The sequence below is a fragment of the Arthrobacter sp. E1SS-5 genome, assembly GCF_057073715.1.
Genome location: NZ_CP172703.1, coordinates 1,111,219 through 1,123,803, shown reverse-complemented (window position 1 = coordinate 1,123,803; position 12,585 = coordinate 1,111,219). Strand labels below are relative to the sequence as shown.

Annotated in this window: 9 protein-coding genes; 5 read left to right on the top strand and 4 right to left on the bottom strand. The window is 67.8% G+C overall.

Annotated features, from left to right (window positions below; translation table 11 throughout):
* The first annotated feature begins 98 nt into the window (after positions 1-98).
* Positions 99-1,391, top strand: a complete 1,293-nt coding sequence (locus ACIGJD_RS05285) for a GAF domain-containing protein (protein WP_483688615.1) — start codon at positions 99-101, stop codon at positions 1,389-1,391.
* A 19-nt stretch (positions 1,392-1,410) separates the two neighbouring features.
* On the opposite strand, the gene ACIGJD_RS05280 is transcribed toward ACIGJD_RS05285, so the two are convergent.
* Positions 1,411-2,190, bottom strand: a complete 780-nt coding sequence (locus ACIGJD_RS05280; protein WP_483688614.1) for an SDR family oxidoreductase — start codon at positions 2,188-2,190, stop codon at positions 1,411-1,413.
* Between the two features lie 189 nt (positions 2,191-2,379).
* Between ACIGJD_RS05280 and ACIGJD_RS05275 the strand changes: the two genes are divergently transcribed.
* Both ACIGJD_RS05275 and ACIGJD_RS05270 read left to right on the top strand, forming a co-directional pair.
* Complete coding sequence (locus tag ACIGJD_RS05275; RefSeq protein WP_483688613.1) at positions 2,380-3,969, top strand: alkaline phosphatase D family protein; 1,590 nt, start codon at positions 2,380-2,382, stop codon at positions 3,967-3,969.
* A gap of 249 nt (positions 3,970-4,218) precedes the next feature.
* Entirely contained in the window at positions 4,219-6,456 is a 2,238-nt protein-coding gene (locus ACIGJD_RS05270) for a PKD domain-containing protein (RefSeq protein WP_483688612.1), read from the top strand.
* Between the two features lie 34 nt (positions 6,457-6,490).
* On the opposite strand, the gene ACIGJD_RS05265 is transcribed toward ACIGJD_RS05270, so the two are convergent.
* Positions 6,491-7,741: a S8 family serine peptidase gene (locus ACIGJD_RS05265; RefSeq protein ID WP_483688611.1), complete on the bottom strand. Its 1,251-nt coding sequence runs from the start codon at positions 7,739-7,741 to the stop codon at positions 6,491-6,493.
* A 117-nt stretch (positions 7,742-7,858) separates the two neighbouring features.
* Here ACIGJD_RS05265 and ACIGJD_RS05260 point away from each other — a divergent pair, with 117 nt between their 5' ends.
* Entirely contained in the window at positions 7,859-8,689 is an 831-nt protein-coding gene (locus tag ACIGJD_RS05260; RefSeq protein ID WP_483688610.1) for an alpha/beta fold hydrolase, read from the top strand.
* Between the two features lie 138 nt (positions 8,690-8,827).
* A complete protein-coding gene (locus tag ACIGJD_RS05255) occupies positions 8,828-9,553 on the top strand; it encodes a hemerythrin domain-containing protein (protein WP_483688609.1) in 726 nt (241 codons plus the stop codon).
* Between the two features lie 68 nt (positions 9,554-9,621).
* Here ACIGJD_RS05255 and ACIGJD_RS05250 read toward each other — a convergent pair whose 3' ends face one another.
* Positions 9,622-10,875 carry a M20 family metallo-hydrolase gene (locus tag ACIGJD_RS05250; RefSeq protein WP_483688608.1) on the bottom strand — a complete coding sequence of 418 codons (1,254 nt, stop codon included), beginning with the start codon at positions 10,873-10,875 and terminating at the stop codon, positions 9,622-9,624.
* Positions 10,872-12,566: an amidohydrolase gene (locus tag ACIGJD_RS05245; protein ID WP_483688607.1), complete on the bottom strand. Its 1,695-nt coding sequence runs from the start codon at positions 12,564-12,566 to the stop codon at positions 10,872-10,874. The genes ACIGJD_RS05250 and ACIGJD_RS05245 overlap by 4 nt, the downstream gene beginning before the upstream one ends.
* Positions 12,567-12,585: the final 19 nt, after the last annotated feature.

The following is a 12,585-nucleotide window of genomic DNA, read 5'->3' as shown; positions in this document are numbered from 1 at the left end:
GCTGGGGCGGGCGTGAGCTGCATCACCATTTGAACCCGGCAGAGGTAACAGCGGCGTTACACCGATCCGGCAAGGGCGCCGGCTGTGAGGAGGAAACAGTGGACCACGGCCTGAGGTTTTCGGACCCGGCAACGTATGCACGGACGCTGCGCCGCGCGCACGAGCTGGTCATTTCCGGCGTCCCGCGGCCGGAGATCCCCACCCGGCTGGTCGATTCCTGGCACCGCTCCATGGCCCTGGGCATCAGCCCGGACCAGCACAGCCCGCGGCATCTGCACGAGGTGGCAGAGGTGCTGGAACTGCGGCGGGAGCACCGGCTGCAGCAGGTGATGCCCGCGCTGCACGACCTCCTGGCCGATGACTCCCGCTCCGGCCGCCATCTGCTGGTGCTCACCGATGCCGGCGGTGAGATCCTGTGGCGGGTGGGCAGCCCTTCCGTGCTCCGCCGGGCCGACCACCTCGAATTCCTGGAAGGGGCCGACTGGTCCGAGGCCGGCATCGGCACCAACGCCATCAGCGAGGCCCTGGTCACCGGTGGCCCCGTGCAGCTGTTCTCCGCCGAACACCTGGTCCGCACGCACCACGAGTGGGCCTGCACCGCGGCGCCCATCACGGACCCGGCCACCGGGCAGGTGCTCGGGGTCCTGGACGTGTCCGGACCCTTGGACACCCTCAGCGCGGACACTTTGCGGATGGTGCGGTGCGCCGTGCGGGTGGCGGAGGCTTTGCTGGGAACGTCCGACGGCGGCACGCCCTTGGGAGCTTCGTCCCCCGTCCGCACGTCCCGGCAGCCTGTGGCCCATGTTGTCCGGCCGGCTGCCGCCGTCGAGTCACTGGAACTGCTGGGCGAGAAGCCTGCCGCGGTGTTTGCCGATGGGAGCCGCTTGTCCCTTACGCTGCGCCGGGCGGAGATCCTGGCGCTACTGGATTCACGGTCGCAGGGCTGGTCAGCGGAGGAGCTGGCCTATGAACTGCATGGCGACGCCGGAACGCCCCAGGCCATCCGCACCGAGATGTTCCGGGTGCGCTCGATGCTGGGCGAGGCGGTGGAGTCCAACCCCTACCGGCTTGCTCCCGCGCTGGCTGGTCGTTCCGACGCGGCGGGCGTGATGCGTCTGCTGCGCGGGGGCAGGGTTGCCGAGGCTCTGGAGGCGTACAGCGCTCCCCTGCTCAGCCGGTCCGGCGCCCTCGCGGTGCAGCTGCTCCGGGACCAACTGGACATGGCGGTTGGATCGGCTGTTCGGGCCAGCGGGGATGCCTCGCTCCTGGTGCGGTGGTTGGCCACGGATATGGGGGCCGCTGATTCACTGGCCGTCGAGGCACTAGGCCGGCTGGTGGGCCGCAGCGATCCGCGGTACCTCGCGTCCCGGGCTGCGTGCCCCGCCGGTTAGGCCCGCCGAGACCCGGCCCTCACCATACCGAATCGCCGCGCAGCACGGCGTCGCTGCCGCCGTCGACGTAGACGATCTGCCCGCACAGATGGGTGTTCTCAGCGCTGTTGAGCCAGGCGAGCAGGCGGGCCACGACGATCGGCTCGGCAATCCCGTTCAGTGGCATTGGGACCACTTTCAGCAGCGACTCCCGTCCCTGTTCGGTATCGATCATCCCGGCGGTCATAGGAGTGGCAATTATTCCGGGAGCCACGGCGTTCAGCGGAATTCCTGCCCCGGCCCACGGTTCTGTGGCGGCCTGACGGCGGACCCACCGGGACAGCGCCAGTTTCGTGGAACAGTAGATGAGCCCGCCGGTGGCCGGTTCCTTGGCCAGGAACTCGGCGCGGGCCATGGCTGCCTGCTCGTCTCCTGCGGTCAGCCGACCCACCAGCTCTTCGTCGCTGGCCATGAGGGCTGCCATGGATGAGACCACCACCGCGCGTGGGGCTTCGGATTCCCTCAGCAGGGGCCGGAGTTTTTCGAGTGTTGCTACTGCTCCAAAGAAGTTGACGGCAACAGTCGGCGGCGCCGCGGATGCGAGTCCGGCATTGGCGTAAATGGCATCGATCCTGCCGCCGCTGACTTTTCGTACAGCGTCCACCATGCCGGCGCGCCCGTCCGCCGTTGCCAGGTCGGCCACCACCTCGGTGTCATGAAGATCCACGCCTATGACGCGTTCCCCGCGCTGCTCGAGCAGTTCCCTGGTTGCCTTGCCGATGCCGGAGGCTGCGCCGGTAACAACAGAGGTGCGGGGCATTATGGCTTCTTTCGTTGGCTGGATAGGTCCGGCGCCAACTATGCCCGGCAGGGCGAGACCGGGGCCAGAGTCTAAAGGCCCCCACCTACCCGGGAGGCCGCAGGAAGTTCACAGTTCTTGTCACGGCGTTAACCACCCATTCACATCCTCCTCAAAACCTGTACAGAAGCTGGAAATACCTTGGGAGCCATGGACAACGTCTCCCGCAGAACCCTTATCTCCGCCGGCCTCGGCGCCGGCCTGGTCGCCGCACTGCCGAGCGCCGCCGTCGCCGTTTCCACTGCTGACGACGCCGGCCTCCGCACCGATCCCTTCATGCTCGGCATCGCGTCCGGCGAGCCGTGGCCGGACGGCTTCGTCCTCTGGACCCGCCTGGCCCTGAACCCGGTGGCGGAGGATGGTCTGGGCGGCATGCCGTCACGTCCGGTTTCCGTGCAGTGGGAGGTTGCCGAGGACCAGGGCATGCGCAACGTGGTGGCCCGCGGGGTGGAGCAGGCCCGCGTCGAAAACGCCCACTCGGTGCACGTGGAGCTGCGCGGGTTGAAGGCCGGCCGCGAGTACTTCTACCGTTTCCGCGCCGGCAGGCACCTCAGCCCGGTGGGCCGCACCCTGACCAGCCCGGCGCTGCACGAGACACCGGCCGCCTTGGCCATGGCGTTCGCCAGTTGCGCGCAGTACGAGCACGGCTATTTCACCGCCTACCGCCGCCTGGCCGAGGACCACCCGGACCTGGTGCTGCATCTGGGCGACTACCTGTACGAATACAAGAAGGACAGCTACGTGATCGGTGGCGGCAATCCGCGCGACCACGAGGGCCCGGAGACCGTCACGCTGGAAAGCTACCGGCAGCGGCACGCGCAGTACAAGGCCGACGCCGACCTGCAGGCTGCGCACGCCATCGCACCCTGGGCAGTGGTGTGGGATGACCACGAGGTGGACAACAACTGGGCGGACGACGTCCCCGAGAACAAGGACGCCGGGCAGCTCAACGACAGCGTGGAGCACTTCCGGCAGCGCCGCGCCGCCGCGTTCCAGGCGTACTACGAGAACATGCCGCTGCGCCCGTCGTCGCTGCCGGCCGGCCCGGACATGAAGATCTACCGCAGGATCCAGTGGGGCCAGCTGGCCAACTTCCACATGATGGATACCCGGCAGTACCGCGACGACCAGCTGGCCGGCGACGGCTGGAAGAAGAACGTCACCGAACGGCTGGCGGAGAACCGGACCATCACCGGCGCCGAGCAGGAGGAGTGGCTGCTGGACGGCTTCCGCAACTCCACCCAGCGCTGGGACATCCTGGGCCAGCAGGTCTTCTTCGCCGAGCGAGACCGCAACAAGGCACCGGAGATCGACGACGTCTCCATGGACGGCTGGGACGGCTACGCAGCCTCGCGCCGCCGCATCACCCAGGGCTGGGTGGACGCCAACGTCCGCAACGCCGTCGTACTGACCGGCGATGTGCACCGGCACTGGGCCAACGACGTCAAGGTGGACTACAAGGATCCCGCCTCCCCCGTGGTCGGCGCGGAGCTGGTGTGCACGTCCATCACCTCCACCGGCGACGGCAGCGGCTCCACCACGGACGCCACCATGGCCTGGAACCCGCACCTGAAGTTCTACAACGACAACCGCGGCTACGTGAACACCCGCATCACCCGCGACGCCATGACGGCCGACTTCCGGGTGCTGGACCACGTCACGACGCCGGGCGCACCGGTTGCCACCAAGGCCTCCTTCGAGATCCGCGACGGCGTCCCGGGGCTTCAGGCGCGCGCCTGACCTTTAGTGATGGGCTGGCGGGACCTTCGGCACTTCTGGTGGCGGGGGTCCCGTGGCCTCTGCAGCGCGCCGAGTCCGCCACTTGAAAAGAAGGTAGCCCTGAGCAACAAAAACAGGTACTAGGGGCTCTTGTTAGGGGATCAATTAGGGGCCTACCCTAAATCCCCTAGGGGTTGCGTCGGGCTGGGCCGGCGGCAGGACTCCGGCAAATAAAAATGCCACTGCGGCATCAAGTCCCAGGAGCCGGCCATGAAGAACGAAGTTTTCCCAGGTTGGTTACGGCAGGCAGTGGTCCTGGCCCTGGTAGCGGCCGCCGCGTTGATTGGAGCGCCGCCGGCATCTGCCGATCCCGTCTACGGAACCCAGAGCATCGCTTACTCCGGGGTGGCCAATCCGCCGACGTCGGACAAGCCGCAGAGCAAGCTGTGGTGGAATGACGGCTCCTGGTGGGCGGACATGTGGACCAGCGGCAGCGGCTGGAGCATCTACCGGCTGGACCGGCCCAGCGCCACTTGGGTGAACACGGGCGTGGTCAATGACACCCGCGGCAGCACCCTGGCAGACACCATGTGGGACGGCAGCCACCTTTACATCGCCTCGCACGTGGTGACCGTCTCCACCGACGCCAACCCGAAACCCTCTGTCGCGGGACAGCCCGCCTACCTTTACCGGTACAGCTACGCTGGCGGCAAGTACACGCTCGACGCCGGGTTCCCCACGGTGATTGCCAACAACAGCAGCGAGTCGATGACCATCGCCGAGGACAGCACGGGCGCCATCTGGGCCACGTGGACGCAGGTGGCGGGCAACAGCACCAGCGGTTTCACCAACACCGTCTACGTCAACAACTCGGCGCCCGGCGGCTCCAGTTGGGCTGCGCCGTTCGTCCTCCCGGTCTCCAACCCGCATCCGGCACCGGATGACATCTCCGCCGTGGTGTCCTACAACAAGAACAAGATCGGAGTGATGTGGAGCGACCAGCTCACCGGCTCGGTGTGGTGGGCCTCGCGCACGGACGGGACCTCCCCCACGGCGTCATCGTCCTGGAACTTCCAGCCTGCCATCCGGGGCCAAAACCAGGCCGACGACCACCTGAACATCAAATCCCTGCAGTCGGATACCAGCGGCCGCGTTTTCGCCGCGGTGAAGACCAGCCTGAACGATGTCTCCAGTGATCCCACGCTGCCGCAGTTGCTGCTGCTCGTCTTCAAACCGGGCACGGGATCCTTCACGCAATCGACCATCTCCACAACGGGTGATTGCGTCAGCAGGCCGCAGATTGTCCTGGATACACAGAGCAACCTGGTCCACGCTTTCCAGACAGCTCCGCCCACATCGGTCAGTGGCTGCGCGTACTCCGGGGTTGCCGGCAGCATCTACGAGAAGACCGCGTCCATGGACAACCCTGTGTTCGGCAGCGGCCGCGGGACTCCCGTCATCCAGAGCGCGTCGTCGTCCAACATGAACAATGTGACCACCACCAAGCAGGGCGTGGACAGTTCCACGGGCATCGTGGTCATGGCCAGTGACGACGTGGCCAAGCGCTACTGGTACTCGGACCGTCCGCTGGGGCCGGCGGTCACAGCACCGGTGGCATCGTTCACGGCCTCCCCCACCTCCGGCACGGCGCCGCTGAACGTCGCCTTCACTGACACGTCCACCGGCACGCCCACCTCCTGGGCCTGGGACTTTGGCGACGGCGGCACCTCCACCGCGCAGAACCCCGCCCACAGCTACGCGGCAGCCGGCACCTACACGGCCAAGCTCACGGCCACGAACAGCGGCGGGTCCAGTTCTGCCACCACCACGATCACCGTCAGCTCCTCCTCCACACCGCCGCCGGCCACAGGGGTAGGCGTCGTCGGCTCGTCCACCACTTATTCGGGAACGGCGGCTTCCGCCGTCTCCATCGGTGCCCCCGCCGGAACCGCTGCGGGTGATGTCCTGGTTGCCTCCATCACCACGGACCTGAATCCGACCATGGCCTCCGTCCCGGCAGGCTGGACTCCCCTGGTCAACGGCCTGGGCATCAACAGCACCTCCACCTCCGGGGCACGGGTCTTCGTCTACTACCACGTGGTGGGCGCCTCGGATCCTGCCAGCTACGCGTGGACCCTCAGCACCGCCGTGAAGTGGGGCGGCGGCATCACCGGCTACCGGGGCGTGAACAACACCACGCCACTTGATTCCTCCGTAGCCACAGCGGTGGACGCCACCTACAACGCCACCAGCATCACCGCCCCGAGCGTCACCACCGCCACCAACGGCGCCATGCTTGTCGGTGGCGTGGGATGTGACTGCGCATCCCCCGTGGTTTCCTCTGCTCCGGCCGGCTGGACCCAGCGCTGGCAGGCGGCCGGTGGGCAGATCGCCGAACTCGCAGACAAGGTGCAGGCAACCGCCGGAGCCAGCGGAACAGCTATCTGGACCCTGAGCGGTGCGCGTGCAGTTGCCGCCTGGCAGGTCGCCCTGAAACCGGCCGGGTAGGGCATCCCTTACCCGGCAGCGCGGCTAACTGACGCTATTTTACGGCGCCGGCGGCGTTCACCCGGCCGTAGGCCCAGTACGTGCCGGTGCCGGCAACCTTGTCCGCGGTGGATTCCACGTCTGCCCGGATGGAGGTATTCGTGGCGCCCGGATGCGAGCTCCACGCGAGCGCCGCCGCCCCTGAGACGATGGCCGAGGACATCGAGCTGCCGTTGCCCACGTCGTAGCCCTGGGACCGGTTGTTCTGGGTGGCCAGCACGAAGGGGTGGTTGGGGAAGGTGGAGTAGACGTAGACGCCGGGAGCGGCAACATCCACCCAGCTTGCGCCGTAGGTGGAGAACGAGGCTTTGGCGTCGTTATTGTCGGTGGCACCGACGGCGATGACATGGGTGTACGCGCCCGGGTAGATCTTGGTCTGGTTCCCACCGTTGCCGGCAGCCGCCACCAAGACCACGCCCTTGTTCCAGGCGTTGTTGACGGCGGTTTCCAGGGTCCGCGATGCCCGCACCCCCAGGCTCATGTTGATCACCTTGGCGCCGTTGCTGACCGCCCAGTTGATGCCGTTCGCAAGGGCAGAGCTGGAGCCGACGCCGTTGTCGTCCAGGACCTTTCCGGCCAGAATGGTGCAGCCCGGGCAGACCCCTGCCACGCCGATGGTGTTGTCGGTGGTAGCGGCGACGCTGCCGGCCACGTGGGTGCCGTGGCCGTAGTAGTCCTCGGCCACGGGGTCCCCCGCCTTGGTGGCCGAGCCGCTGAAGTTGGCGCGGGCCACCACCTTGGGGGCGATGTCCGGGTTGTCGCTGGCGACGCCCGAATCGAGCACCGCGACCTTGATGCCGCTGCCGGTGGTCACGTTCCACGCTTCGACGGCGTCCACGTCGGCGTCGGGTGTGCCGGCAGGAATGGTGAGGTCGCCTGCGGTGTTGGTGAACGACTGCCCGTCGTTCTGCAGGGCGTACTGGCGCGGGAAGTACTGGTCGGAGGTGAAGGCGGACACCGGCTGGTCAACTTCTGCGTACTCGACGGCGGGGTCCCGGCTGAGTGCCTCGATAAATCGGTCTTCGCTGCCGGCGGGCACGCTGACCAGCCTGGCGCCCGTACTGCCAACGTCCACGCCGTCCAGTCCGCGCCTGTGCAGGATGCCGGCGGCAGCGCCGTCGTCGTAAAACTTTACGAGGACGTGCCCGGGCTGGGTGGACGTGCCAGCGTTGGCGGGAAGGGCAAACGGGACGGGAGCAAGCACCATCAGTGCTGCCGTGAGGCCGGCGGCGAAGAGTTTTCTCATGCGGGCCATCTTGGCCCCCCGCACCGGGACCCGATAGGGGCAGGAGCCCCCAAAGTGCTCCGTTTCCTGCAACGAAGGCTCTGGCCCCACAGTCCCGGCCGACCCTACACTGGCGGGATGGAGGCGGTGGTCGGCGGCGTGCCCGTCCATTTCGTTGAACATGGCAGCGGAACACCCGTCCTTGCGCTGCACGGCGCGGGAGTGGACCACCGGGAGATTGCAGGCGGCCTGGAACCGATGTTCGGCAGCATCCCCGGGTTCCGCCGCCTGTATCCGGACCTGCCGGGGATGGGCCGCACGCCGGCTCACGCGTCGCTCAACAGTAACGACGACGTGCTGGACCTCCTGCTCGGTTTCATCGACGGCACAATGGGTGATGAACCGTTCCTCATCATCGGCCAGTCGTCCGGCGGGTACCTTGCCCGCGCGGTGGCCCACCTGCGTCCCCAGGCGGCCGGGCTTGCGCTGATCTGCCCGGTTGGCGCCCACACCGGCGGCGTGCCCAAGCATGAGGTCCTGGTGTCGGCGGTTCATCCTGCCGGCCTCGACGCGGAAAGCGAGGCCTCTTTCCGCAGCTATTTCGTGGTCCAGACGGACGAAACGCTGGAACGGTTCCTGCAGTTCGTGGCTCCTGCGGCAGCTCTCGTTGACGGGCCGGGGTTGGCCCGCATTTTTTCGCGCTGGGAGCTGCGGGACCGTGCGGAATCGGCAGTGACGTATCCGCGTCCCGTGCTGGTCCTGGTGGGGCGGCAGGACGCCACCGCCGGCTACGCGGATGGGTTGGCACTGGCCCAAGGCTACCCGCGCGGCACCTTTGCCGTGCTGGACCGTGCCGGGCACGCCCTGCTGCATGAGCAGCCCGCCCTTGTCCAGGCCTTCCTCGCCGAATGGATTGAGCGGGTGCGCGAAGACTCGGCCCGGGGGCAGCCGGGCTCACGACTCCCCTGACCAAGGCGACGCCGCGAACCCCGCCGGGGGCCGCCGTCGTACTTCCCCACAAGCCGTTGTGTGCCGTGGAGGCCGGGGCTACGATGCTCGCGGGGAGAGGTCCTTCGTCTCATTGACTAGCAAAAATAGGGGCCCACAATGACCGACTTCTTCACCATGCAGCCCGGCGAAACCGCGCCACCCCTCCCCGCCGGGCCCGTCCTGTGCACGGGAACCGCTGCCATGCGGCGCATCCACCGGTTCTTCCTCTGGGCCTACGGCGAGGCGCCCGGACTGGTGCGCTCCGCTGCCGCCGGTGACACCGCGAGGGCCGCCTACGTGGGGGAAGTGCTGGGGAACTTCGACAAGGTGCTCCACCTCCACCACGAGGGCGAGGACCTGCTGATGTATCCGCAGCTGAAGGAGCGGGCGCCGGCGTGCGTGCTGCACGTGGGGCAGATGCTGGAGCAGCACCGGCAGGTGACGCAGCTGCTGGATGCCATTGAGCCGGTGCGGCTGCGCTGGATGGCGACGGCGGACGAGGACTCCGCGTCGGAGCTGGCCGCACTGTACGAGGACCTGTCAGCGGTCCTCAACCTGCACCTGCGGCGCGAGGTCACCGAGATGATGCCCGTGGCGGACCGGGTGATGAGCGAGAAAGAAGCCGCGGCGGTGGGGCAGCACGGGGTTAGGGCACTCGACAAGAGGTTCATGGTGGGGTACCTGGGCATGGTGCTGGCCACAAATCCACCCGCGGACCGGAAAGAACTGTTCAAGGAGATCCCTCCCCCGGTCCGGCTCGCCTACAAGCTGGTGGGGCGGCGGATGTACCGGAAGCAGTACGCCACCCTGTTCCCGGGTCGGCCGGTGCCGGAGACGCTTTGAAAGTACGACGGCGGTGGGCGGCTTTTGGAAGCCGCCCACCCGCCGTCGGACTGCTCTTGTCGGGCTTGCTAGTCCCCTTCCAACTCGCCCCGGACAAGGCGCCGCGTAACCTCGGTGAGGAGCCCGACGCCCCGCAGTGCGTCGTCGTCGTGCGTGAACTCAGCCTCGTTGTGCGAGATCCCCTCCACGCTGGGGACGAAGAGCATGACGGTGGGAACCACGTCCTTCATGTTGGTCGAATCATGCCCGGCGACGGTCATCACGTCCGCGTGGCTGTAGCCCAGGCTGTCCGCGCTGGCCCTGCCCAGCGCTGCTCCCTCGGGCTGGTAGGACACCACTCCCCAGTTGTGCGTCAGGTCCAGGCGGATGTCCGTACGGGAGTCAGCCTCGGCGTCGATGATCCTCTTTTCGAGCCGTTCCATAGCCAAACCAAGCACGGACTCGTCCGGCGAGCGCAGGTCGAGGTTCATCAGTACCTGCCGGGCGATGGTGACCGGCGAGTTCGGCAGGACATACAGCTCGGAGACCGAGGTGTGCAGCAGCCCGGGCTCGAATTCCGCGGCCAGTTCACGCGCGGCGGTGATGACCAGCGCGGCGCCGAAGAGGGCGTCCCGGCGGTCTTCCATGCGGGTTGCGCCTGTGTGCGACTGTGCTCCGTCCACCGTCACCCGGTACTTGCTGGCGGCCCACGTCCTGTCCACGATGCCCACCTGGGTGCCGCTTTCCTCCAGGTTCCGGCCCTGCTCGATGTGGATTTCGGCGTAGCGGGCAACCTGGGCGAGGACGGGCGCGTTCCCGTCCGGGGCAGCATGTCCTGCCGCAAGGGCCTGGGCCACGGTTGTCCCCGCGGGATCGGTGGTGGCGAGGGCATCCTCCAGCCGCAGTTTCCCGGTGAAGACGCCGCTGCCCATCATGCTGGGCTTGAAGCGGCTGCCTTCCTCGTTGAACCAGTTCACCACGGCCAGGTTGTAGGCGGGCTGGAGCTTGCCGGCCCGGGCTTCCGCCACCACGCGGGCGCCGGCATGGGCCGCTGCGAGCACGCCGTAGGCTCCGTCATACCGGCCGGCCAGCGGTTGGGAATCCAGGTGCGAACCGACCAGCACGTAGGGGGCGCCGGGGACCAGTTCCACGGTGCCGAACTGGTTTCCCGCCCCATCCACGGTTTCGGTGTAGCCGTTCCGGGCCAGCCATTGGCTGAACCAGGCCCGGGTGGCGTGGTCTTCCGGGGTTCCGGCCTGCCGGTCCACGCCGCCGCCGGGCGTGGCGCCGAAGCTCGACATCGTGGCGAAATCCGCAAGGAACTGCTCGTCGGTGGTGCTCATGGGGTTTCCTTTCCTGTCAGCGCCGGCTCAAGGTCTGCGAGGCGGGCCGGGGCTGGCAGATTTTCTGCGCCGAAACGGATGTGGCCGCCCACCATGGTGGCCAGCACCCGCGTGGCTGAAATGTTGGATGGCTCGACGGCGGTGGGGTCCTGGTCGAGGAAAACCAGGTCCGCCAGGTACCCCGGCGCCAGACGCCCCTTGATGTGGCCGGTTCCGGTCGCGGCGGCGGACCCCGTGGTGTAGGCGGCCAGCGCCTCCGCCGCGGTGATCCTTTCGTGCGGCCCGTAGACCTCGCCCGACGGCGTCAGGCGTTCCACGAAGGACTGCATCACATCCAATGGCCTGCCGTTTGACACGGGACGGTCCGAGCTGCCCGGCAGGGTGACGCCACGCTCCAGCAGGCTCTTGCCTGGGTAGGACCAGGCGGTGCGTTTGGGACCCAGCAGGCGGGCCATGCCGTCGCCGAACTCGGTGATGAAGTGCGGCTGCGGGACCAGCACGATTCCGGCATTGGCGATCCTGTCAAGCTGGTCGGGCCGGACCACCCCGCCGTGCTCGATCCGGTTGGGCTGTGCATTGAGCCCGAACTTCTCCTGCGCCTCGGTGATGATGGCGATGGCATGGTCCACGGCGTGGTCGCCGATCGCGTGCATCGCGATTGCCCAGCCGGCGCGGTAGGCGGCGAGCGCCGATGCGCGCAGCTGGTCCGCGTCCATCTGCAGGTAGCCGTGGTTGTGCGTGCAGCCCACATAGTCCTCGGTCATATAGGCCGTGCTGCCCAGGAGGGACCCGTCGCTGAAGATCTTCACGGGGCCCAGCCGCAGCCAGTCGTCGCCCAGCCCGGTGCGGATGCCGGCGTCCAGGGTCCTGGAGGCCGGGTCGTCGGCGTGGCCGGGAACCTCGTGGAGGGCGTCCATGACCAGCATGGGCTGCATCCTGACACTGAGCAGCCCCTTGTCCCGTGCGTTCAGGTAGGCCGCGAACTCGCGCGGAGAGTAACCGATCCAGCCGCCGGCGATTCCTGCGTCCGTCACGCTGGTGAGCCCTTCGGAGAGGTAGTGGGAAGTTGCCAGGTCCAGCGCTCGCTCAATGGTCTCCAGCGGGTACGGCAGCAGGATGTCCTGCACCAGCCGCATGGCATTTTCCTCCAGCAGCCCCGTCGGCAGGCCGTCGTCGCCCAGGACCACAAGTCCGCCGTCGATCGGGGCTGTGAGATCGCCGTGGGCGGCGACGAGCTCCAGCGCCGCACCGTTGAGCGTGCAGGCGTGGCCGGACGAGTGCTTGATCCACACCGGGCGTCCCCCGGCCGCCGCATCCAGCCGGTGGCGGTCCGGTTGCCGGCCGCCGAACAGCAGCGGGCTGAAGCCGGATGCCACCACCCATTCGTCGGGAGCCTTTCCGGCGGCCGCCTCGGCGATGATGTCGTACAGTTCGTCCAGGCTTGCAGCCGCCCCCGCGTTGGCCTCCATCAGCCCGAGGCCGAACCACACGCTGTGCGCATGGACGTCGTTGAACCCGGGGACGATCGTGGTGCCGGCGGCATCGATGATCTGGCGGGCATGGCTTGCCAGCGCATCGTCCGGATCGACGTCGAGGATCTTGCCGTCATGGATGAGCAGGCTGGTCGCCGTGGGCCGGGACGCATCCTGGGTCAGTATGTGGGCGTTGCGGATCAGGAGATCGACGGGCATGAATCCTCTTTGATAGGCC

Bases quoted from the DNA above. Each gene is read 5' to 3' on its own strand.
- ACIGJD_RS05260 (WP_483688610.1), top strand. From the start codon at position 7,859: ATGGAGGCGGTGGTCGGCGGCGTGCCCGTCCATTTCGTTGAACATGGC.
- ACIGJD_RS05280 (WP_483688614.1), bottom strand. From the start codon at position 2,190: ATGCCCCGCACCTCTGTTGTTACCGGCGCAGCCTCCGGCATCGGCAAG.
- ACIGJD_RS05255 (WP_483688609.1), top strand. From the start codon at position 8,828: ATGACCGACTTCTTCACCATGCAGCCCGGCGAAACCGCGCCACCCCTC.
- ACIGJD_RS05270 (WP_483688612.1), top strand. From the start codon at position 4,219: ATGAAGAACGAAGTTTTCCCAGGTTGGTTACGGCAGGCAGTGGTCCTG.
- ACIGJD_RS05275 (WP_483688613.1), top strand. From the start codon at position 2,380: ATGGACAACGTCTCCCGCAGAACCCTTATCTCCGCCGGCCTCGGCGCC.
- ACIGJD_RS05245 (WP_483688607.1), bottom strand. From the start codon at position 12,566: ATGCCCGTCGATCTCCTGATCCGCAACGCCCACATACTGACCCAGGAT.
- ACIGJD_RS05265 (WP_483688611.1), bottom strand. From the start codon at position 7,741: ATGAGAAAACTCTTCGCCGCCGGCCTCACGGCAGCACTGATGGTGCTT.
- ACIGJD_RS05250 (WP_483688608.1), bottom strand. From the start codon at position 10,875: ATGAGCACCACCGACGAGCAGTTCCTTGCGGATTTCGCCACGATGTCG.